The organism is Nonomuraea sp. NPDC003707, assembly GCF_053587055.1.
In genome coordinates, this window is record NZ_JBSFNK010000031.1 from 43,152 (window position 1) to 63,272 (window position 20,121).

General features: G+C 69.5%; 22 protein-coding genes. 9 read left to right on the top strand and 13 right to left on the bottom strand.

Annotation, left to right across the window (positions count from 1 at the left end):
• Positions 1–161 precede the first annotated feature (161 nt).
• Positions 162–1,292 carry an FAD-dependent oxidoreductase gene (locus ACWDRB_RS49755; RefSeq protein ID WP_449906753.1) on the bottom strand — a complete coding sequence of 377 codons (1,131 nt, stop codon included), beginning with the start codon at positions 1,290–1,292 and terminating at the stop codon, positions 162–164.
• 88 nt (positions 1,293–1,380) lie between these two features.
• On the opposite strand from ACWDRB_RS49755, the gene ACWDRB_RS49760 reads away from it, so the two are divergent.
• Positions 1,381–2,055, top strand: coding sequence for a TetR/AcrR family transcriptional regulator (locus ACWDRB_RS49760; RefSeq protein ID WP_449906756.1), 675 nt, complete (start codon positions 1,381–1,383; stop codon positions 2,053–2,055).
• 56 nt (positions 2,056–2,111) lie between these two features.
• Here the strand turns inward: ACWDRB_RS49760 and ACWDRB_RS49765 are convergent, their stop codons facing one another.
• The 3 genes from ACWDRB_RS49765 to ACWDRB_RS49775 all read right to left on the bottom strand — a co-directional run bounded on the left by ACWDRB_RS49765 (position 2,112) and on the right by ACWDRB_RS49775 (position 5,044).
• Positions 2,112–3,527 (bottom strand): MFS transporter, encoded by a 1,416-nt coding sequence (locus ACWDRB_RS49765; protein ID WP_449906759.1) that lies wholly within the window; start codon positions 3,525–3,527, stop codon positions 2,112–2,114.
• A 2-nt stretch (positions 3,528–3,529) separates the two neighbouring features.
• The gene (locus ACWDRB_RS49770; RefSeq protein WP_449906762.1) at positions 3,530–3,907 is read right to left on the bottom strand and encodes a DUF4440 domain-containing protein; all 378 of its coding nucleotides are present in this window, start codon (positions 3,905–3,907) and stop codon (positions 3,530–3,532) included.
• A gap of 801 nt (positions 3,908–4,708) precedes the next feature.
• Positions 4,709–5,044 carry a hypothetical protein gene (locus ACWDRB_RS49775; protein ID WP_449906765.1) on the bottom strand — a complete coding sequence of 112 codons (336 nt, stop codon included), beginning with the start codon at positions 5,042–5,044 and terminating at the stop codon, positions 4,709–4,711.
• A gap of 401 nt (positions 5,045–5,445) precedes the next feature.
• Between ACWDRB_RS49775 and ACWDRB_RS49780 the strand changes: the two genes are divergently transcribed.
• On the top strand, positions 5,446–6,096 hold the full coding sequence (locus ACWDRB_RS49780; RefSeq protein ID WP_449906768.1) for a hypothetical protein: 651 nt from the start codon (positions 5,446–5,448) through the stop codon (positions 6,094–6,096).
• 210 nt (positions 6,097–6,306) lie between these two features.
• Here ACWDRB_RS49780 and ACWDRB_RS49785 read toward each other — a convergent pair whose 3' ends face one another.
• A complete protein-coding gene (locus ACWDRB_RS49785; protein WP_449906771.1) occupies positions 6,307–7,434 on the bottom strand; it encodes an SMI1/KNR4 family protein in 1,128 nt (375 codons plus the stop codon).
• Between the two features lie 369 nt (positions 7,435–7,803).
• The gene (locus ACWDRB_RS49790) at positions 7,804–8,418 is read right to left on the bottom strand and encodes a TetR/AcrR family transcriptional regulator (RefSeq protein ID WP_449906774.1); all 615 of its coding nucleotides are present in this window, start codon (positions 8,416–8,418) and stop codon (positions 7,804–7,806) included.
• A gap of 192 nt (positions 8,419–8,610) precedes the next feature.
• Between ACWDRB_RS49790 and ACWDRB_RS49795 the strand changes: the two genes are divergently transcribed.
• Complete coding sequence (locus ACWDRB_RS49795; protein WP_449906777.1) at positions 8,611–10,083, top strand: MFS transporter; 1,473 nt, start codon at positions 8,611–8,613, stop codon at positions 10,081–10,083.
• 102 nt (positions 10,084–10,185) lie between these two features.
• Positions 10,186–10,416, top strand: coding sequence for a hypothetical protein (locus ACWDRB_RS49800; protein WP_449906780.1), 231 nt, complete (start codon positions 10,186–10,188; stop codon positions 10,414–10,416).
• A gap of 21 nt (positions 10,417–10,437) precedes the next feature.
• On the opposite strand, the gene ACWDRB_RS49805 is transcribed toward ACWDRB_RS49800, so the two are convergent.
• The gene (locus ACWDRB_RS49805; protein ID WP_449906783.1) at positions 10,438–11,526 is read right to left on the bottom strand and encodes a VWA domain-containing protein; all 1,089 of its coding nucleotides are present in this window, start codon (positions 11,524–11,526) and stop codon (positions 10,438–10,440) included.
• Positions 11,527–11,696: 170 nt separating this feature from the next.
• On the opposite strand from ACWDRB_RS49805, the gene ACWDRB_RS49810 reads away from it, so the two are divergent.
• The gene (locus tag ACWDRB_RS49810; protein ID WP_449906787.1) at positions 11,697–11,849 is read left to right on the top strand and encodes a hypothetical protein; all 153 of its coding nucleotides are present in this window, start codon (positions 11,697–11,699) and stop codon (positions 11,847–11,849) included.
• Here ACWDRB_RS49810 and ACWDRB_RS49815 read toward each other — a convergent pair.
• From ACWDRB_RS49815 to ACWDRB_RS49835, 5 genes are read right to left on the bottom strand one after another with little or no spacing between them, the layout of a single operon-like run.
• Positions 11,809–12,639: an ABC transporter permease gene (locus ACWDRB_RS49815; RefSeq protein WP_449906789.1), complete on the bottom strand. Its 831-nt coding sequence runs from the start codon at positions 12,637–12,639 to the stop codon at positions 11,809–11,811. The genes ACWDRB_RS49810 and ACWDRB_RS49815 overlap by 41 nt on opposite strands.
• Positions 12,629–13,468, bottom strand: coding sequence for an ABC transporter ATP-binding protein (locus ACWDRB_RS49820; protein WP_449906792.1), 840 nt, complete (start codon positions 13,466–13,468; stop codon positions 12,629–12,631). Before ACWDRB_RS49820 ends, ACWDRB_RS49815 begins: the two co-directional genes overlap by 11 nt.
• Entirely contained in the window at positions 13,465–13,920 is a 456-nt protein-coding gene (locus ACWDRB_RS49825; RefSeq protein WP_449906795.1) for a MarR family winged helix-turn-helix transcriptional regulator, read from the bottom strand. Before ACWDRB_RS49825 ends, ACWDRB_RS49820 begins: the two co-directional genes overlap by 4 nt.
• A 43-nt stretch (positions 13,921–13,963) precedes the next feature.
• A complete protein-coding gene (locus ACWDRB_RS49830; RefSeq protein WP_449906798.1) occupies positions 13,964–15,553 on the bottom strand; it encodes a multicopper oxidase family protein in 1,590 nt (529 codons plus the stop codon).
• The gene (locus ACWDRB_RS49835) at positions 15,546–15,932 is read right to left on the bottom strand and encodes a hypothetical protein (RefSeq protein ID WP_449906800.1); all 387 of its coding nucleotides are present in this window, start codon (positions 15,930–15,932) and stop codon (positions 15,546–15,548) included. Before ACWDRB_RS49835 ends, ACWDRB_RS49830 begins: the two co-directional genes overlap by 8 nt.
• Before the next feature lie 111 nt (positions 15,933–16,043).
• On the opposite strand from ACWDRB_RS49835, the gene ACWDRB_RS49840 reads away from it, so the two are divergent.
• Both ACWDRB_RS49840 and ACWDRB_RS49845 read left to right on the top strand, forming a co-directional pair.
• Positions 16,044–16,502: a LysR family transcriptional regulator gene (locus tag ACWDRB_RS49840; RefSeq protein ID WP_449906803.1), complete on the top strand. Its 459-nt coding sequence runs from the start codon at positions 16,044–16,046 to the stop codon at positions 16,500–16,502.
• A gap of 43 nt (positions 16,503–16,545) precedes the next feature.
• Entirely contained in the window at positions 16,546–16,980 is a 435-nt protein-coding gene (locus ACWDRB_RS49845) for an ester cyclase (RefSeq protein WP_355196334.1), read from the top strand.
• Between the two features lie 194 nt (positions 16,981–17,174).
• Here ACWDRB_RS49845 and ACWDRB_RS49850 read toward each other — a convergent pair whose 3' ends face one another.
• Positions 17,175–17,726, bottom strand: a complete 552-nt coding sequence (locus ACWDRB_RS49850; protein WP_449906807.1) for a helix-turn-helix domain-containing protein — start codon at positions 17,724–17,726, stop codon at positions 17,175–17,177.
• Between the two features lie 152 nt (positions 17,727–17,878).
• Between ACWDRB_RS49850 and ACWDRB_RS49855 the strand changes: the two genes are divergently transcribed.
• Together ACWDRB_RS49855 and ACWDRB_RS49860 are read left to right on the top strand one after the other, a co-directional pair.
• Positions 17,879–18,514 (top strand): class I SAM-dependent methyltransferase, encoded by a 636-nt coding sequence (locus ACWDRB_RS49855; RefSeq protein ID WP_449906810.1) that lies wholly within the window; start codon positions 17,879–17,881, stop codon positions 18,512–18,514.
• Between the two features lie 35 nt (positions 18,515–18,549).
• The gene (locus ACWDRB_RS49860; RefSeq protein WP_449906812.1) at positions 18,550–20,112 is read left to right on the top strand and encodes an MFS transporter; all 1,563 of its coding nucleotides are present in this window, start codon (positions 18,550–18,552) and stop codon (positions 20,110–20,112) included.
• The last annotated feature ends 9 nt before the right edge of the window (positions 20,113–20,121 follow it).

Below are 20,121 nucleotides of genomic sequence, written 5' to 3' on the forward strand. Positions count from 1 at the left end.
CCTCGCACCGGAAGAGGCGCTGCGCATGCTGGGTGACCGCCATCCCCGCCAAGGGACGACGACCGTGACTGCGACCCGCGGCTCACGAACTGCGCCCTGCGGTCGATCACGTCCGGCTGGCGCGGGCGAAGAGGTTTGGCCACACAGCAGGGCGCCGCAGTTCATGAACCCTGCTCGGCTCCGGTCAGCATGGCGACCATGCTGTGGGGTGCGTCGTCGCCGAACATGATCGTGTAGATGTCGTCGTCTGCGGCTTCGGCGGCGGCGCGCGTGAACATGGCTTGTTCGTACTCGGCGATTGCGGCCTCGACGTCGTCGGGGCGGGCGGCGAGGGCCTGGCCGAGTGCGGCGCCGTCCTGCATGGCCAGGTTGGCGCCTTCGCCGTTCGGGGGCATGAGGTGGGCGGCGTCGCCGAGCAGGGTCACACCCGATGTTCGATTCCAGCGGTGTCCGGTCGGCAGGGTGAAGAGGCGGCGCAGGACCGGCGGGGTGTCGCTGTCGGTGATCAGGGCGGTGAGCTCGGGAGCCCAGCCGTCGAACTCCTCGACGACACGCGCGGTCACGGTTGCGGCATCGGTGAGATCGATGCCGGCGAGCCAGTCCTGTGGTTTCACCATTTGCGCGTAGCTGTGCAGGGTTCCGCCGCTCTCCCGATGGGCCAGGATTCCCTTACCCGGCGTGAGCGCGAACAGCGATCCGGCGCCAACCGCCTTCGCGGCGGCGGGATGGCGGGTGTCACCGTCGAACAGGAACGTCTCGATGACCGAGACGCCGACGTACTCGGGGGTGGCGCCCGAGAGCAGCGGACGAACCCGCGACCACGCGCCGTCCGCGCCAACGAGCAGACTCGTGACAACGGTGGTGCCGTCGGCCAGGCCCACCTTGTAGCGGCCCTCGTCCAGTGTCTGCACGCCGGTCACCTTGCACCCCCACCGGACGATGCCGTTCGGAAGTGAGTCGAGCAGCAGCTGCCGCAGCTCGCCGCGCTGCACCTCGGGACGCTCGCCCGTGCCGTCGTCGGGCCGGTCGAGCAGCACGGTCCCCTTTCGGTCGAGGACCCGGTAGGACTCGCGGCCCTCCAGGACGAGCTCGCGAAACCCCTCGATCAGGCCGGCCGCCTCGAGCGCCGGTTGGCCGTTCCAGGGGTGGATGTCGAGCATCCCGCCCTGACGGCGCGCGGCCGGTGAGGGCTCCGCCTCGTAGACCGTGACGGGGATGCCGTGTACGTGCAGGACGCGGGCCAGCACCAGACCGCCGAGGCCGGCACCGATGATCGTGACCGGGGTCGTCATGGTGTTCCCTCCAGAGGGGTTTGGATCGACGATCCAATCAAGCTAGCACGACTTTGGATCGACGATCCAAACATGCGATAATGCGACCATGGCGAACAAGACTCAGCGGACCCCGCGGCGCACGGACGGGCTGTCCAAGGAGCTGATCGTCAAGGCCGCGACCGAGATCCTCGACGCCGACGGCGAGACCGCGCTGACCTTCCGTGCGCTCACCACTCGCCTGAGCACCGGCTACGGGGCGATCTACCACCATGTCGCGAACAAGAGCGACCTGCTCGCGGCGGCCACCGGCGACGTCATGGCCGACGTGATGGCCGGCGTGGTCATCGATACGGAGCCGCGGGAAGCTCTGCGTACTGTCGCATCAGGCCTGTTTGACGCGATCGACGCGCACCCCTGGGTCGGCGCTCAACTCTCCCGGGAGCCGTGGCGTCCCGCGCTGCTGGAGATCTACGAGTGCATCGGCAGGCTGCTCGATGCGCTCGGCGTTCCCGAACATGCACTTTTCGATGCTGCGGGCGCGCTCGTGAACTACGTGCTCGGAGTCGCCGGGCAGAATGCCGCGAACGCCCGGGTCCTTGCCGGCAGTGAGGCGGACCGCTCGGCCCTCCTGGCCACCGTCGCCGCACAATGGTCGCAGCTGGACCCCGGCAAGTACCCGTTCGTGGTGAGAGCGGCGACGCAGCTGCGCGAGCACGACGACCGCGAACAGTTCCTCTCCGGCGTCGACATCTTCCTGGCCGGCATCGCAACCCTTCGCTAGACGACCACCACCTGCCAGGGGCTGTTCCAGCGTGTCACCCACCTCGCCGCGCCGCTCTACCGCTGCCTGGCGTGAGCCTCCGGGACGGGTGCGTTGATCAGCAGGGCCGCCAGCGCGGCGGCCAGGAGCAGAACCCCCGCTCCCCACGCCGTCGCGGTCGTGTACCCGTGGACCAGCGCCCGCGCCTGCGGAAGGCCCGCGCGCAGAGAGGCGGCGGTGGCCGCGGTGGCGACCGTGTTGAGCAGCGCGGCGCCGAGCGAGCCGCCCACCTGCTGGGCGGTGTTGACCATGGCCGAGGCCACGCCGGCCTCCCGGCGGTCGACGCCTTGGGTCACGACGCTGAACCCAGGGGTGATGACACAGCCGATCCCCCCGCCCAGCAGCACCTCGGCCGGCACGATCACGGTGAGGTAGTCGCTCTCGGGAGTGAGCCCGGTGAGCAGCAGCAGGCCGGTGGCCGTGACGAGCAGCCCGGGTACGATGAGCAGCCGTGCGGGCACCCGCGGCAGCAACGGACTGGCGATGCCGAACGCGCTGGCCGCCACCGCCAGCGTCATGGGCAGAAAGGCCAGCCCTGCCTGGAACGGCGAGTAGCCCAATACCGCCTGAAAATGGTACGTGAGCAGCAGCGACATACCGAACAGCCCGACGATCGCCAGCCCCGAGGCCACGCAGGCGCCACCCCGGTTGCGCTCCCACAACAGGCGCAGGGGCAGCAGCGGCTGAGCGGCCCGCGACTCCCACAGGACGAACGACGCCAGCAACAGCACGGCCGCCCCGAGCGGGACGATCACCTGAGCCGCTCCCCATCCGGCCGCCACCGCCTGCGTGCACGCGTACACCATGGCGACGAGCCCGCTCGTCACCAGCAGCACGCCGGGCACGTCGAAGCGCTGCCTGCCCTGGGACTCGCCATCGGCCAGCACCCACAGCCCGGCCAGACCGGCCGCCAGCCCGATGATCATGTTCACGTACAGGCACCAGCGCCACGACGCGAACTCCGTCAGCAGACCGCCCGCCAGCAGCCCGACCGCTCCCCCGCCGCTGGCGATCGCGCCGTAGACCGCGAACGCTTTGGCCCGCTCCTTCGGCTCGGTGAACGTCACGGCCAGCAGTGACAGCGCGGTAGGGGTCAGGACCGCGGCGAAGGCGCCCTGCAACGCCCGGCCCGCGACCAGCATGGGGAAGTTCACCGCCGCACCCCCGACGGCAGAAGCGGCCATGAACCCGGCCAGCCCGGCCAGGAAGGCCCGCTTACGTCCGAGGTAGTCGGCGATCCGGCCGCCCAGCAGCAACAGGCCCGCGAAGGCCAGCGTGTACGCGGTCACCACCCACTGCCGGTCGGCGTCGGACGGATGCAGGGCCTGCTGCGCCGAGGGCAACGCGATATTCATGATCGTCGCGTCCAGGGCCACCATCAGCTGAGCCACGGAGACGACAGAGAGGGCGACCCACCGCCGGGATCCGGTCATCGCTACGCGTCGTCGGCCATCGGGCTGAACTGGATGCCCGCCAACCGCCACGAGCCCTCCTGCTTCACCCACACCTGGGACACCCGCACCCGCAGCGCCACCGGCCGGCCGTGCGAGGTCGCCTTGTTGCTCTGCACGTTGCGGACGATCGCGGCGTCGCCATACATCCGGATGTCGATCCGGCTGGTGTCCAGGGCGTGATACTCGAACTGGGTGTGACGGCCGATCCACTGCTCCTTGTCGAGCACGTACCCCTTGGGACCGATCGACTGGAAGTCGCCGGCCAGCAACTCGCGCAAGCGGTCGGCGTCCGCGGCCAGCTCGGCCTCGTCGAACTGCCGCTGCAGGCTTAAGACCGCCTCTTTCTCCGTGTCCGTCATGAAGCCGAGCATAGGCGTGGCCGCGAAAATGGGAACCGAATAATTCCGGGTGCGGGAAAATGTCCGGTGAATGTCCGGTCCATGACCTGTCGGCCATTGATCGCCATCAGCCAGACTCTCTTTCAGCCGAAGCCGGCGAAAGAATGCGAGGCGAGCATCGCACCCGGCATTTCGCGGTCACGAACGCCTGGCTCATCCCCCACCGTCCCAACCGAAACCCGCGAAACAGGAGAGTGCGGACGCGGATCGGCAAACTCGTCATCGCGGCCACCTCTGTGATCATCGGAGGAGCCGCGCTGTTCGCGACCCCGGCGACGGCCGGAGCCGCCGCCCTGGCTCCCTGCCACGTGGTCGCCGACACACACGGGGGGCGTTACGGCTCTGGTACTGCGACGGCACCGGTGGAACAAGGAACGGCTATCACGGGCAAGCGGTGGGCGCCTGCGAAGGCGACCAGCTATTCCTCAGAAGCGCCGCCGGCACCAAGACCGCCGTGGTGAACATCCCCCGGAACGGCAATTACGACACCGCCACAGTCGGTCGCCAGGGAGGGCCATGGAAAGCCTGCTACGACCCTTGGCCAACGGCTCCGGGCGTAGGGGACGAATTCTGCACCGCGGCAGGCTGGTGACCCGAGGTCCACGCTCCTGCACTCGCGTGCAGGAGCAATTCCGGCCCCGGTGCTGGGAGAACGGTGTAGCAGTCACATCCGGCTCCCCGTGGCGCGCCAGATCGGAGATCGGATCCCGACCTGGCGGCAGGCGCTTCGGTCATGAAGAGGACCCTCCCTGGCGGACACACTCATCCATGCAGGGGGCAGGCGTCTGACGGCAGCGTCCCGTAGCGCAGGAAGAGACGATCGACTTCGCTCAGGAAGGGCTCGATCTGGGCCTGCACCGTGCCATCCGCTCCGCGGGAGAACGACCAAATGCGGGTTCTTTCTCCGCCTCGATTCCTAAATCGCGGCCACCATGCGGAGACCTTTTTATCCGAGTCGTCATTGACGCCGTAGTGGTGGGCGAGCCGCGGGAGCCGCGGCCTCATCGCCGAAATCCCATTCCTCGCCATCAGGCCGGCCATGAAGCTCAGGAAGGGGAATTTGCTCTCGACCCCGCGCGCCGCGACGGCATCCTCCAAGGCGCTCGAGTCCAGGCCTGTCGCCCCTTCGTACGCACGCCTGGGCCGTCCCTTGACATGCTCGTCCGCTCGTGGCGGTAATTATGCGACAGCTCATCGAGCTGCTGAATGGCCAGCAGCTCGAGAATGCGATCGGGACGGTCGACGGCTTTTTCCCCAGGAACCGTCGAGGTCCATGGTCCATGATCATGGCATCCGGAGGGACTTCCCGCTTACCCGCCGCCTACCGGCCATCGGAGGCACCGCGACGCCGATGCGCCACGGCGGTCGAGGACACCCATGGGACTTCTGAGACTCTCGACTCTCATCGAGTGCGGACCTGAGTTTCAGAGCTGGTCGCACAACTCGAGCGGGGGTCGTCGAGGCTGCCGCGATTTACCATACTTCATTGAACAGAGCATTTGAAGGCCCAGCGGGCGAAGTACGGCTTCGGGGTCTTCTCGTTATACGTCTACCCGAAGGGCCCAGACGCCCCCGACAACATGCCCGACCTCTCAGGGGCCGACCCCAACGGGGACATCTGGACGAAGCTCTCCCCTGCTCAGAGCAAGAGCTACTGGAAGGCCGTGAACGCCTGCGCCGTCGTCGCGGCCAAGCAGGCCCTCGGCAAGAAGGTGACGTCCGACACGGACCTGTTCGACCAGCTCGCCGCCGCCTCGGACAGGGCGACTGAGCGCGAGATCGACGGCGACGCCGAACTGGTCGAGCTGGCATCGAGCATGGCCATGTGCCTGACGGGCAAGGGATACAAGGTCTCCGGCACCAGGCCGTCGCAACTGTCGACCCGCGGCTGGACCGCGTTCCTCGATCAGGAGGACGAGATCGGCCGCAGGCAGCGCGAGGATGTTCCCGACGTGCCGTCGCCCCCCAAGAAGGGCGAGATCGGGCGGACCTTCGGAGCCAGGCTCACCGCCGCCGAGGCCAAGCCGTACCTGGACAAGGAGATCAAGGCCGCTCTGGACGATCTGGAGTGCGGCAAGGACTTCTATCGGGTCTACACCCCCAAGTCGGAGGCCATCGCTCAGAAGATCGCCGAGGAATTCGGCAGCTGACGCGGTCACGCTTTTGAGCCCGGCTGAAACGCAGTGAGTCTGTTCGGCGCCTGCACGGTCAGGACCTGACTCGCCGTCCGCTGTCCGAGCGGCGTGTGCTGCTGGAGAAGCTGTTCGCGTCGATCCCGCCGGCCGACTCCCGGGCCACCGCCGGCGGAAAGAGCCACGCGCCGCCGCGACTGACTTTCACGACGGCGAACTGACCTGCGTTCAGCCCCGTCTCGTGGCCAAAAGTTCGCGTCCGCGCTCTGGCGTGATCAGGCGGGCGGCCCGGGGATCGGCCAGCAGGGCGATCGGTGCGAGATGGTCCTCATGCAGCGGCCGCCAGTGGGCGAGGGCGTCACGCAGGCGTGGCCAGGCCTTGTCACCGGCGTCGAGCGCGGCGTGCGCGGCCGCGTCGAACTCCGGGTTGCCGAAGCAGAGCCGGAATCCCGGCTCTTTCTGCCGCGCCTGATAATGGCCGAGCAAGTGCTTGACCCGCTGTGGACCGCGGTCCCGCAAGAACTGGACGGTGGAGCCGGAGCCGAAGCGGCGAGCCCGTTCGTGCGCGGCGAACAGCAGCGGCAGGGCCTGCGCGGCGAACAGGTCCTCGTCGAGGGTCCACGACCGGGTGTCGCCGTGGGTGAGCAGCCGGTAGAACGGGTCGTCGTCCTCTTCCCTCAACAAGATCCGCATCTGGAAGTTCAGGAACGAGGCACGGTCACGGCCGAAACGCGCGGCCTGCGCAAGGACGGCCAGCGGGCGCTCCACCTCGCCGCGGAGGCTCGCCAGCCGGGCGTCCTCGACCTGGACGTCCCACTCACGCTGGGTTTCGCATTGGGGGCGGTCGAGGGCGTGGAATCCGGCATAGAAGTGGTGCATCTTCTCGTGGAACGAGCCGTGCCGCTCGGGGCCCATGCCCGTCCACGAGAACACGTCGTAAGCCGCCCATTCACCGCGCTCATCAACGTCACCCGGGTCGAGGTAGACAACACCGGCGTCCGCCTCGAGAGAGATCAGCAACGATCGTGCCGCCGCAGGCTCTGTGTCCTCCTCATCCCAGTTGGCATAGACCTCGGCCCACCGCGGCTCCAGATCGGTCAACCAGCCGATCTCCTCGGTGCCGCGTAGGCTCCAGACGAAGTTACCCGCCTGCCGCCAGCCGTTGGTGACCAGTAAGAACTCCCGGAATGATGGGGGCAGCACGCGCCCAAGACGCGACTCCAGGGCCCGTACCTCGTCCTCGGTGGCGGGCGGGCACCCGAGCCAGGGCTCTCCGTCCGGCTCCTCGTCGGGATGGGCGATGCGCCACTCCTCGCTCCAGCGCTGAAGGAACGGCTTCCATGCGTGACGGTCCACGGCGGGCTCCTACGACGTCGCACGATTTGGTCCCGCGCATTCCATCAGGTGCCACCGACATCGCTGGGGCCGGGAGCTGGGGGAGCCGCGTTCGCGCACGTGCCCGATCTCGGCGAGTCCTTCGGCCCGTACGACTTGCGCCGCACCTTCGCCTCCCAGCTCATCCGCGACGGCAAGCACCCCATCGTGATCGCCGATTCCCCCGGACACCACGCGCCCTTACGCCTTGCCTGCCGAAGCCGGGAGTGGCTCCCAGGTCGGGCTGCCGATCCGGTGTCTGGTCGCACCGGTCAGCCGGATCTCGTAGGCGATCTCCTCGCCGAACCTCTCACGAGTTCCTGGCGGATGCGGGCAGTGCGGCGGTGATCCTCACGGCCGGGACACGACTCCGTTGCTGAGGGCGTCGAACAGGCGCTCCAGGCGGGCGCGGTGGTCGTCTGCGACGGTGTCGGCCGGGTCGCCGGCGATCAGGCGCCGGGCGGTCTCCACCAGCACGACGGTGTAGCCGGCGATGAAGAAGGCGGCGAGCAAAGGGGCGTCGCCGTCGAAGAGCGGGTCGTGTTCGAGCTCGCCGGCGAGAGTCTGTTGGAGGTCGGAGGCGATCTCCCTGGCGCGGGCGACCAGCGTGGGCGAGGCCGCCACGGTCCGGAAGAAGGGGACGGACCCGTCCTTGAGGCCGGACAGGGCGTGTCGCTCCTCGAGGAGGCGGAACGCCGTGTCGCGCAGGGACTGGAGCACTCCGGCATCCGGGGCGCGGTCGTGTACCGCTGAGCGCAGGAGCCCGACAGCGTCGACCTCCCGGTCCAGCAGGAGGTCCTCCTTGCGCGGGAAGTGCTTGAAGACCGTCACGGCCGAGACCCCGGCCTCCCGCGCGACCTCGGTGACCGTGACCGTGTCGAATCCGCGTTCGAGGAACAGTCGGGTCGCGACCTCCGAGATCTTCGCGCGCGTCTGCGGTCCGCCTCGCGCTCCGGTCCTGGGCATCCCGACCTCACTTTCTTGTGTCACTTAACTTAGTCGCATAATCTAGTGGCATGTCCTTCGAACAGACCACTGTCATTGTCGCCGGAGCAACCCCCCAGCGGGCCGCGCTCCACCGCGACCACGGCCCGCGCGAGCGGCCGGATCGCCCTGATCAGGGTCCCCGTCGGGATCACGACGTGAAGGGAGTCCTCCATGAATGAGATGGCTGCTCGTACTCCCCGGTCGCTGCGGGAGGCGTGGGTCGCGTTGGCGGGGCTGTCGGCGGTGTTCCTCTTCGAGATGCTGGACAACTCGATCCTGAACGTCGCGCTGCCCGTGATCGGACGCGAGCTGCACGCCTCGACGATCGCGTTGCAGTGGGTGACGGGCGCCTATGCGGTCGTGTTCGGCGGGTTGATGCTGGCGTTCGGCGCGATCGCCGATCGGTTCGGCCGACGGCGGATCATGCTGATCGGGCTGGTCCTGCTCGGCGTGGCGAGCCTGGCGACCGCCGTGGTCACCACCGCCGAGCAGCTGATCGCCGTCCGGGCGACGATGGGGGTCGCCGCGGCGATGACGACCCCGGGATCGATGGCGCTGGCGTTCCGGCTGTTCGACGAGGACGGCCTGCGCGTGCGCGCAGTGACCCTCATCTCGACCGTCGGCCTGGTCGGGCTCGCGATCGGCCCGACGGCGGGCGGCCTGGTGCTGGCGATCGTGCCCTGGCAGGCCCTGCTGCTGGTGAACGTGCCGATCGCCGTGCTCGCCTTCCTCGGCGTGCGCTCCGGCATCGCCGCCGACGACCCGGCAGACCTCCACCGCGACCCACTCGACGTCCCCGGGATGCTGCTGGGCACGGCGACGATCGTGCTCGCACTCCTCACGCCGACGCTGTTCGTGGACGAGGGCGCCGGCTCATGGGGACCCTGGGCGGCCACCGCCGCGGCCGCCGCGACGGCGATCTGCTTCGTCCTGCGCGAGCGCCTGGCCCGCCATCCGCTGCTCGACCTGAAGCTCCTCGCCCTTCCCCTGGTTTCCAGCGGCCTGGCCTACAAGGCCGCCACCGGGCTGGCGACCGCCGGACTCGGTTACCTGGTGACGCTGCAGTTGCAGCTCGACTGGGGTTGGACGCCCGCACAGGCAGCCATCGGGATGCTGCCGCAGGTCGTCGTCCTCATTGCGGGCAGCGCGTTCGTCAACCCGTTCGTGCAGCGCGTCGGCCTGGACCGGGCCGCCTGGATCAGCGCCGCGGCGGTCGTGTCCGGCCTCGCCGTCTACGGCCTGCTCGGCCGGGTCGGCTACCTGTGGGTCGCGATCGCGCTCGTCCTCGTGGCGGCCGGGATGCGCGTGGTCGGCGTCGTCGCCGGGCTCAACGTGGTCCGCGGCCTCCCCGACAACCGGACCACGATCGGCACCGCGCTCGTCGACACCGCCACCGAGGTCACCTCCGGCACCGGCATCGCCGTCACCGGCACCATCCTCGCCGCCCTGTTCACCGGCGACATCGCCACCTCTCACTGGAGCCCGCAGCAGACCGGCGAGTTCCACCAGGCCGTCACCATCGCGGGCCTCACCCTCACGACCGTCGCGGCGGCCCTCGTCGGCTGGGGGATCGCCCGCACCCGGTACGCCGCCGGCGGCCAGGCGGCCACTCCCCTCGACGACGCCGTCCCCCAGGACGCCTGACACCCTCCGCCGCAACGCCCGCACCATCATCAAAGGAGCACACATGACGATCACTCTCCGACCGGGCAGCACCGTGGTGTTCACCGGCGATTCGATCAGGTGATGGACCTCGAAGCCCGCTGGCAGGCGGACGTGGCCGACGCGTACCCGGATGTGGTGTCGATCCTCGTCGAGCCGTTCCTCCTGCCGATCCGCGGCGTCGTCCAGGCCGGTGTGAGGACGGCGTGCACCCGACGCCGGCCGGCCACGCCGCGCTCGCGGCGGCGTGGCTGCGCCTGGTCACGTGACCCGGCCTTCGAGCCGCCCTCTTCATCGCCGGTTACGGCACCCTGATGGTGGAGAACGCGCGTCGCCTCATCGCGACAGGGGCTTCAGCTCGTCGGCGACCAGCTTGACCACCAGGTCGTCCAGGGCCAGCACGGCGTACTCCGAGACGTGATGCTCGGTCTTGTCGCCCGGCGAGACACCGTCGGCCCCGTACGTGAGGAAGGTGAAGCGCCCCATGGTGAGCTGGGCGAGCTGGCGGTAGATGTACTCGCCCTGGGCGTCGAGGCCCGACGAGGCGATCGGCTCGATCTTGATGCCACGTTCGGCGGCCCGGCGGGCCTCGGTCAGGTAGTCCGGCCCGTCGTAGTCGAGGTGCGGCGGGGCGTCGGCGATGAGGAAGACCAGCTTGACGGCGTCCTCGCGCCAGGCCGGCTTGGCCAGCGCCTCGGCGAGCGCCGCGTTCAGGTCCTCGGGGGTGTCACCGCCGCCTTCGGCCCGCACCGCGGTGAGCTGCTCGCGGAACGTTCCCACCTCGGCGGTGAAGTCGGTGGTCCTGGTGACGTATTCATCGCCTTTGTCGCGATAAAGCGTCATGCCGAGCTCCAGTTCAGGCCCCGCCGTCAGCTTGGCGATGCGTGCGGCGACCGAGTCGACGCTGGCGGTCAGGCGGCCGATCTCGTCGCCCATCGAGCCGGTGGTGTCGATCAGGAACAGCACCTGCAGCTTGGCCCGGCCTTCCGGTCCGGTGACGGGCAGCTTGACCTTGGGCGTCTGGCCGGTGGCCGCGGCGGTGGCTCCGCCGTACGAGACGGTGATCCGGCCGTCACCGAAGATCAGCGCGCGTCCGTCGGCGTAGGTGCGCGCCTTCTGATCTCCAGCCTGTACCGTGGCGCCGGACAGCGGCCGGCCGCCCCTGTCCGTCACGGTCACGATCCTGCGCCCGCGGACATCGGCGTCGCGCACCTCCTGGTCGCCGTCGGCGAACTTCTTCCGGTAGTCCAAGTAAGCGGTGAAGGCGGCGTTGTCGTCGACGCTGCCCGCGCGTAACCCCGATTGCCCCTGGGCTCCGGACCTCGGTTCGGGGGCACCGGCGGCGGTCGTATCCGCTGCGCCGCAGGCGGTCAGGAGGATGACGGACAACGGCAGGACGGCGAGACGTACACGGTGACGTGTCATGACCTTTCCGACGGAAGGATCGGCGCGGGCGTTCGAGCCCGGGCCACACGGTGACCGTGCCGTGCCCGATGTGTGACCTCCCGGCCGCTGTCATGGCCGCCGGGGGTGTACGGCGGTCGTCCCAGCGGCGTGCGAGTGCCTGGTCAGCGGCCGGCGCGATCGTCTGACGTATGGAGAACACCGAGTCCCGAATCCGTCTCCGTACCGTCACCATCGCCGGCGTCCTGCAGCTGCTGTTCGCCCTGGCCTTCCTGATCGCCCCCGTGGCGGGCGTCCCGCGGATCACCGCGCCAGCCGCCCCAGCAGTACGGACGCCGCCGTGATGCCGATCGCCGTGGCCGCGAACAGCACCGCGAAGTCCAGCGGCAGATGCGCGGGCACGCCGAGCAGCAGTCCGCGCAGCGCGTCGACCTGGTAGCTGAGCGGGTTTACCGCGCTGACGTACTGCAGCCAGTCCGGCATGGCCGTGGTCGGGTAGAGCGCGTTGGACGCGAAGAACAGCGGCATCGTGATCGCCTGCCCGATGCCCATCAGCCGGTCGCGAGTCAGGACGATTCCGGCGATCGTCACCGACAGGCAGGAGAAGAACGCCGAGCCGAGCAGCACGGCCACGATCACGCCGGCCAGGCGCACGGGGTCCCAGGTCATGCTCACGCCCAGGAGCGCGGCGATGAGCATGACGACCACCGCCTGGATCATCGCCTTCACACCGGCGGCGAACGCCTTGCCGGTGACCAGCGCCGCTCGCGGGGTCGGCGTGACCAGGAGCTTGGTCAGGACCCCCGAGTCGCGCTCCCAGATGATCTGGATGCCGTAGAAGATGGCGATGAACATCGTGGACTGGGCGATGATCCCGGGGGCCAGATAGTCGAGGTACGGGATGCCGTCGCTGGGGATCAGCTTGATGCGGGTGAACGTCTCACCGAAGATCAGCAGCCACAGGGCGGGCTGGATCGCGCGGGTGTACAGCTCGGTGCGATCGTGGCGCAGCTTCTGCAGCTCCACCACGCACATCGCGGCGACCCTGGCGGGCAGCACGCGCCACCCCGTACGGGCGCGCGGCGGAACGAGCAGCAGGTCGAGGCCGCCCGCGCCGGCGCTGTCAGCCGACACGGGAGGCGGTGTTGCGGGTACGGCGGACATCGCGGAACTCCCCTCCTCCTTCGTCGAGGCCGCTTCCGGCGACGTCGCGGAACACGTCCTCCAGCGTCGGCACCGCGTCGTCACCTCGCCGCTCGCGCAGGTCGGCGATGAGCCGCTCCGGGGTGCCGAGGGCCCGTACGCGTCCCTTGTGCATGAGCGCGACCCGGTCGCAGTACTGTTCGGCCTCGTCCATGTAGTGCGTGGTGACCAGGACGGTCATCCCGGTGGCGGCGCGCACCGCCATGATGTGCTCCCAGACGCTGGTGCGGGCGATGGGGTCGAGCCCGATCGTCGGCTCGTCCAGCATGAGCAGGCGGGGCGCGCTGACCAGGGCCTGGGCGAGTTCGAGGCGGCGTACCATGCCACCGGAGTAGGTGCCGGCCATCCGGTCGGCGACGTCGGCGAGCCCGACCGCCTCCAGCGCCTGGCCGACACGGCCCGCGCGCTCGCGCCGGGGGACGTCGAAGACGCGGGCGAACAGGGAGACGTTCTCGCGGCCCGTGAGGCTCGCGTCCGCCGACAGCTGCTGGGGCACGTACCCGAGCAGGCGGCGCACCGCCATCTTCTCGGTAGCCGCGTCGTGCCCGAAAACCCGCACCATCCCGGACGGAACGGGCAGCAGCGTGGTCACGCATCGGATGGCGGTGGTCTTGCCCGCCCCGTTGGGGCCGAGCAGACCGAACACCTCTCCGGCGGTGACCGTCAGGTCGACGCCGTCGACGGCCCTGGTCCGGCCGAACGAATAGCGCAGGCCGGTGCAGGTGACCGCGTCACCCGTCGTCGGCGTACCGTCCCTCATGCCGTCCCCACCTCCTCGTGCAGGCCCTCGGCGAGCCTGCGCAGCGCCGGGAGCGCGGCGGTCAGCGCGGCCCGGTCCTCCTCACTGAGCCGCTCCACCTGCTCGCGGACGAGCGCCGCGCGCCGCTCCTCCCAGGCGCGCAGCCGCGCCTCGGCCTCGGGGGTGGGCAGCAACCGGGCGGAACGGCGGTCGGCGGTGCCGGTCTCCCGGCGCAGCAACCCGGCGGTCGTGAGCTGATTGACCAGCGTGGACACCGAGTTTCCGGCCAGGTACAGCTCCTTGGCCGCCGCCGAGACGCCGATGCCGGGGTTGGTGGAGACCAGCCGCAGCAGCTCGACCTGGGCACCGCGCAACCGCGGCCCGGTCAGCCCTCGGCGCAGCTTGCGCCGTAGGAGCCGCTGGATACCGGTCAGGACGCCCGCGAGAGCGTCGGGAAGATCTGTACTGCCCATACTCAAAACATTAGCTCTGTTCACGAGCTAATGTGAAGTAGCCTTAAATGATCTCGAGGTTGGCCATCATGCCCATGTCCTCGTGTTCGGCGTTGTGGCAGTGGAAGAGGTAACGGCCGCGGTAGCCGTCGAACCGGGTGATGATCTCCACGGCTTCGCCGGGCCGTAGCGAGACGGTGTCCTTGAGCCCCGCGTCGTGGGCCAGTGGCGCCCTGCCGCTGCGCGAGAGCACGCGGAAGCCGACCAGGTGCAGGTGGACGGGATGGTGGACGTCGGCGACGAGCCGCCAGACCTCGATGTCGCCGAGCCGGGCCGTGACATCGGCGCGGGCGGGGTCGAACGGCAGGCCGCCGATGAGCCAGCCGTGGCCCGCGTGCATCTGCCCGGCACGGAAGGAGAAGTCGCGCACCCTGACGGCGTCCGAACGCCGCCAATCCGGCAGATCGGTGGACAGCGTGTGGGGTATGCGGCTGTCATCGGCGGCTCCGCGGGCGACGCGGAAGGCCATCACGTCGCCGGTACGGCCTGCGCCGAGCCGGTTGATCACCCTGACGAGGCTCCCGGCCGGGACACCGGAGAAGTCGACGACCACGTCGTAGCGTTCGGCGGGCGCGATCGACAGCAGCCGGTGGGTGACCGGGGCGGCGAGCAGCCCCTGGTCGGCCCCGATCTGGACGAGGTCGAGGCGGCGCCCGTCGTCGGTGACCGCTTCGAGTTCGTAGTGGCGGGCGTTGGAGGCGTTGAGGATGCGCAGCCGGTAGCGGGCTGCGTCGACCTCGTGCACGGGCCAGGGTGCGCCGTTGACCAGGATCACGTCGCCGAGGACCCCGGCGAGGTACGGCTCGCGGACGCCGGGCCGTACGCGCAGGGTGGGGTCGAGGGCGGGGTAGGCGAGGCTGCCGTCGGCGGCGAACGCCCGGTCGGCGATCATGAGGGGCAGCTCGCGCGGTCCGGCGGGCAGGCCGAGGGCGTCCTCGGCGTCGTCGCGGACGATGTGCAGCCCGGCCAGGCCCCGCCAGATCGCGGGGGCGGTGAAGTCCATCCGGTGGTCGTGGTACCACAGCAGCGTGGGCCGCTGGTCCAGCGGGAAGGTGTAGTCCCTGGTCAGCTCGGTCACCACGGCCCTCGGGTCGCGCATGCCGTGTTCCATGTGCACGGAGTGCTCCTGCCGGCCCTCGGGCAGGACGAGGTCGGTCGGATACCCGTCGGAAGCCGCCGGGGTCCGCCCGCCGTGCAAGTGCACGACCGTCGGGACGGGCAGCTCGTTGCGGTGCGTCACGGTGACCGGCCGACCGCGGCGCGACTCGATCGTCGGCCCCGGGAAGGTCCCGCCGTACGTCCACATCGGCGTGGTGACACCGGGCAGGATCTCCGCGCTCGCTTCACTCTGGGTGATCTCGTAACGGTCGGCGCCGCCGGAGGTGCTGACCGGCTTCAGTACGGCGGGGATCGGCAGCGGCACCTGGAAAGGCGGCGGCAGCGGTACGGCACTGCGCAACTCGGCGCCGGTGATCGACGGCCGGCGGGCCAGCGCGGCCGAGGCCGACAGCCCGGTGGCCGCCATCAGCCCGAGCGCCCCGCCGATGCCCAGAACCCGCCGCCGGGTCAGGCCCCGGGCGTCATCCTCACGCATCGCGGACCTCCCGCCGCGGCAAGGGCCGGCTCCAGACGGCGATGAACAGCACGACGAGCGCGACGACGGTCATCACACCCAGCGGGATGTGCAACCACAGCGCGCCGTCCAACCCGGCGAAGTACTGCACCGTCTCGGCCGCCACCACCGCCGTCGTGGCCAGGAACGGCCACACCTGGCGCAGCCGGATCCACACGACGATCGCCACGATCACCTGCAGATAGCCGATGGAGGTGACCACGTCGGCGCCGATCGCGTGCCAGCGCAGGCTGTCGAAGTCGCCGGTCAGATACACCCCGGCGAACACGGGCTGGCCGACGATCGCCACCACATGCGCGCTGACGACGGCCCGCAGTGTCCGCGCGGCCACGGTGAGCATGCGACATCCCTCCTCACTTTGTTCTCGCTGTTCGCGAGCGGGCTCGACACTATGGCTCGGCAGTTATCTTGTCTAAGATCAATATTGCTATGCTGTTATGCCCGGGGAGTCATGATGGAGCTGAACACGCTCAGGCAGTTCCTGGTGGTGGCGCGGCTGGAGCACCTCAGCCGGGCGGCCGACGAGCTGCGGATCGCCCAGCCTTCGCTGAGTCATACCATCGCCCGTTTGGAGAGCGAGGGGGGTCGGCTGGCGTCGGAGACGTTCCTCACCCTCACCGGGCCGCTGGCGGCCTTCAAACGGGCCCATCCCTCCATCGAGGTCGCACTCCACTGGGCGGCCGAGGACATGGCCCTCGTCCCTTCGTTCGCCCGGCATACCTCCATCTGGGCCCCCCTCGCCGCGATCACCGTCGACAGCCCCGACTGCCGTCGCGCGCTCACGCTGTACTGGGGTGCCGACAGCCACCTGTCGACCGCCGCCCGCCTGATGCGCACCATGATCACCAACTGGAACTGGACCACCGGCGACGCGCCGGCCTCACATTCCGAGGGGCTGTCTGGTCGGTAACTACAGAGACGCGGGTTTCACTATCTCGACCGGAAGAGGCGACATGTCAACAGCTCAGGAAGCACGCAACAAGGAGACGTACCACCGCTTCCACGAGGCCATCAACAGCGGCGATCTGGAGATCATCTCGAAGGCGATCGACGAGTTCATTCACCCGGACGGGCGGTTCCACACGGCGGAACTGGCCGGCGTGACCGCGGTGCAGGCGCAGAAGCGCATATGGGACGTCCTCCTGCGCGCGTTCCCCGACATTCACGTGAGCGTCGAGGACCTGCTCGCGGACGGAGACAAGATCGTCGCTCGGCAGAGGGTCACCGGGACCAACTCCGGTGAATACCGGGGCATGCCCCCGACCGGCAGATCCGTCACGTACAACGAGATCTTCATCGCCCGCTTCGCCGACGGACAGATCACCGACATATGGGGAGTCGTGGACATCTATTCACAGCTGCAGCAGCTCGGCCTGATCAAGGCGTAGTACCTCGCGATCATCGTGCCCGGAGGCCCTCCCCCGGCGCCGGCCCGGAGCCGACCGGCCCGGTGCCGGGTGCCGGTCACCGCCGCGCTGTTCCTCCGGTGGCGGACCAAGGGCCAGGCGGCCCGGATGAAGGACATGGACTTCGCACGCCCCCAGCCCTGCTGAGCCAGCCCGCGTGCCGTACCTGAGCTTTCTTACTCGACCGGGGCCTGTCTCGGTGCCGCACGGACGTGCGCGCGTTCGCCTTGTTTGCCGATGAGGCTCAGGAACTCGACGGGTCCGGCGCTGGTGGCCCCGAACCAGTGCGGGGTTCGCGTGTCGAACTCCGCCGCCTCCCCTGGCCTGAGGATGAGGTCATGCTCGCCGAGCACAAGGCGGAGCGTTCCGTTGAGGACATAGGCCCAGTCGTAGCCCTCGTGAGTGCGCAGGTCGGGTTCGGCGTCGTCGCTTCCGGTCGGGAGGACGAACTTGTAGGCCTGGATTCCTCCGGGCCTTCGGGTCAGCGGCAGGACGATCGAGCCGTCGCCGCACGGGATGGGACGCAGATTGACGCGGGGATCGCCGGTCGGCGGCGCGTCGACGAGTTCGTCGAGCGTGACCCCGTAGGCGCGGGCAAGCGGAAGCAGCTGCTCGAGCGTGGGACGTCGCAGGCCCGCCTCGAGCCGGGACAGCGTGCTGGTGGAGATGCCGGTCTCCGCCGCGAGGTCGGCGAGCGTGACGTCTCGATGCAGCCGAAGGCGTTTCAACCTCGGTCCCACAGCGTCAAGAGTGCGGTCTATGGTTTCGTCCACCCCGTCATTTTGCCATTCGGCAACAGCGTTTGCGAATCTGCCTGCTCTGTCAGCACCATGAACAACGCCACGGCGGAGAGATCATCGCGAACAAGGGAAAACGACCTATGACCTACGAATTCGACAAGGACTTCTGGGAGCGGCACTGGCAAGAGGGGCGAGCCGGGGGCTCCGGGTCCATGGGCGGCAACCCGCCGAACCCGTACCTCGCCCGTGAGACCAGCGGCCTGACACCGGGCACGGCACTGGACGCCGGGTGCGGCGGCGGCGCCGAGGCGATCTGGCTCGCTTCTCACGGCTGGCACGTCACCGCGGCCGACATCTCGTCCGAGGCCCTTGCTCGCGCTGCCGAGCGCGCGGCGACGAGCGGGGCCTCCGAGCGGTTGCAGTGGGTTGAGGCGGATCTGCGCCTCTGGAACCCGGGCGATCGGTTCGACCTGGTCATGACCCACTACGCCCACCCGGCGATGCCCCAGCTGGAGTTCTACGATCGCATCGCCGGGTGGGTGGCTCCCGGCGGCACGCTGCTCATCGTGGGGCACCTGCACACCTCGGACTCCACCGGCCACGGGCACCAGCATCCGGCCGAAGCGTCGGCCACCTCCGCGACCGTCACCGCGCGCCTGGACGGCACGGAGTGGGAGATCGTCACCGCCGAAGAGCCCCGCCGCACGCTCACCGGCCACGGGGGCCGAGCGGTCCCCCTGCACGACGTCGTCGTCCGCGCCACCCGCCGCCGGTGACCGCGCCGACTCCCTGGCCTTCTGAAAGGAATTGCATGAGTACGAACCCGGGAGCACCCGACCCGACCATCCACGACCCACGGCAACGACGTACGATCCTGGCCGGGGTCTGCATCGCGCTCATGGCGGTCATCGCTTCGGTGTCCGGGCTGAACGTCGCCCAGTCGGAGCTCACCGTCGCGTTCGACGCCTCGCAGACCGAGGTCTTGTGGTTCATCAACATCTACACCCTCAGCCTGGCCGCGTTGCTCCTGCCACTCGGCGCGATGGGCGACCGGTGGGGCCGCAGGCCGGTGCTGCTCGCCGGCCTGGTCGTGTTTGGAGCAGCGAGTGCGGCGGCCGGCCTGGCCACGTCGTCCGGGATCATGCTCGCCGCGCGATTCCTGAGCGGCGTGGGCGCAGCGATGATCATGCCGGCCACCCTCGCCGTCATCACCTCGACCTTTCCGGAGGAGGAACGTTCCAAGGCGATCGGCGTGTGGACCGGCGTCGCCGGCGGTGGCGGCATCTTGGGGATGTACCTGTCGGCAGTCCTGGTCGACCTGGCGAGCTGGCGGTGGCTGTTCGTCCTGCCGGTCGTGCTCGTCGTCGTCGCCATCGTCATGGCGCTGCGATCCGTCCCGAACTCGCGCGAGGCGTCAGGGCACGGGTTCGACGCCATAGGCTCGGTGTCGTCCGCGGTCGCGGTGGTCGGGCTCGTCTTCTTCCTCCACGAGGGCCCCGAACGAGGCTGGGCCGCGCCCGCGACGCTGCTGGGCCTTGTCGTCGGCCTCGTCGCCGCTGTCGGATTCGTGGCATGGGAGCTGCGCCGGCAAGCACCGCTTCTCGACGTCCGCCTGTTCCGCGAACGTGGTCTCGCGAGCGGTTCCGTGTCGCTCTTGACGGTCTTCGGCGTGCAGGCGGGGATCTTCGTGGTCCTCTTCCCGTACTTCCAGGCGGTGCTCGGCTGGTCCGGCCTTCGCTCCACCCTGGCGCTCATGCCGATGGCGCTGCTGATGATGTTCGCCTCCGGCCTCGCCCCGCAGGTGGCCGCGCGCATCGGCAGCCGTTCGACGATGGCCTCAGGGATCTTCCTGGGCGGCGCGGGGCTGATCCTCATGGCCACCTTCGTCTCCGTCGACGGCGGCTACCTGTCGATCCTCCCCGGCATGCTCGCCATGGGACTCGGCATGGGTTTGACGATGACGCCCTCCACCGAGGCCATCACCACCGCCTTGCCGCGTGAGCGCCAAGGTGTCGCGTCCGCGCTCAACGACGTCACCAGGGAGTTCGGGACGGCGCTCGGTGTCGCGCTGCTGGGAGCGGTCCTGACCGCCGGGTACCGCGGCGCCATCGACTCCCGGCTCGGCGGAGTGCCGGACGCCGCCGCCGACACCGCCCGCGAGGGGGTCGCCAACGCCCTCGCGGGCGGTGTCGGGACGCAGGCGCTGATCCGGGCCGCCCAAGAGTCCTTTGTCGCCGGGTGGCAGCAGGCCATGTGGGCGGGCGCAGCGGTCATGGCGGTCCTGTTCGTGTACGTTCTCGCGCGAGGTCCGCGGCCACGGCCCCGGGGTTCCGACAGCCGTGAATCCAACGATGTAGCCGCCGACCTGCGCTGACTCACCGAG

Coding starts and splice junctions, on each gene's coding strand:
- ACWDRB_RS49830 (WP_449906798.1), bottom strand. CDS start 15,553: ATGCGTGAGGATGACGCCCGGGGCCTGACCCGGCGGCGGGTTCTGGGC.
- ACWDRB_RS49810 (WP_449906787.1), top strand. CDS start 11,697: ATGGAGAACACCGAGTCCCGAATCCGTCTCCGTACCGTCACCATCGCC.
- ACWDRB_RS49790 (WP_449906774.1), bottom strand. CDS start 8,418: ATGCCCAGGACCGGAGCGCGAGGCGGACCGCAGACGCGCGCGAAGATC.
- ACWDRB_RS49795 (WP_449906777.1), top strand. CDS start 8,611: ATGAATGAGATGGCTGCTCGTACTCCCCGGTCGCTGCGGGAGGCGTGG.
- ACWDRB_RS49860 (WP_449906812.1), top strand. CDS start 18,550: ATGAGTACGAACCCGGGAGCACCCGACCCGACCATCCACGACCCACGG.
- ACWDRB_RS49770 (WP_449906762.1), bottom strand. CDS start 3,907: ATGACGGACACGGAGAAAGAGGCGGTCTTAAGCCTGCAGCGGCAGTTC.
- ACWDRB_RS49835 (WP_449906800.1), bottom strand. CDS start 15,932: ATGCTCACCGTGGCCGCGCGGACACTGCGGGCCGTCGTCAGCGCGCAT.
- ACWDRB_RS49825 (WP_449906795.1), bottom strand. CDS start 13,920: ATGGGCAGTACAGATCTTCCCGACGCTCTCGCGGGCGTCCTGACCGGT.
- ACWDRB_RS49820 (WP_449906792.1), bottom strand. CDS start 13,468: ATGAGGGACGGTACGCCGACGACGGGTGACGCGGTCACCTGCACCGGC.
- ACWDRB_RS49800 (WP_449906780.1), top strand. CDS start 10,186: ATGGACCTCGAAGCCCGCTGGCAGGCGGACGTGGCCGACGCGTACCCG.
- ACWDRB_RS49805 (WP_449906783.1), bottom strand. CDS start 11,526: ATGACACGTCACCGTGTACGTCTCGCCGTCCTGCCGTTGTCCGTCATC.
- ACWDRB_RS49845 (WP_355196334.1), top strand. CDS start 16,546: ATGTCAACAGCTCAGGAAGCACGCAACAAGGAGACGTACCACCGCTTC.
- ACWDRB_RS49840 (WP_449906803.1), top strand. CDS start 16,044: ATGATGGAGCTGAACACGCTCAGGCAGTTCCTGGTGGTGGCGCGGCTG.
- ACWDRB_RS49755 (WP_449906753.1), bottom strand. CDS start 1,292: ATGACGACCCCGGTCACGATCATCGGTGCCGGCCTCGGCGGTCTGGTG.
- ACWDRB_RS49765 (WP_449906759.1), bottom strand. CDS start 3,527: ATGACCGGATCCCGGCGGTGGGTCGCCCTCTCTGTCGTCTCCGTGGCT.
- ACWDRB_RS49760 (WP_449906756.1), top strand. CDS start 1,381: ATGGCGAACAAGACTCAGCGGACCCCGCGGCGCACGGACGGGCTGTCC.
- ACWDRB_RS49855 (WP_449906810.1), top strand. CDS start 17,879: ATGACCTACGAATTCGACAAGGACTTCTGGGAGCGGCACTGGCAAGAG.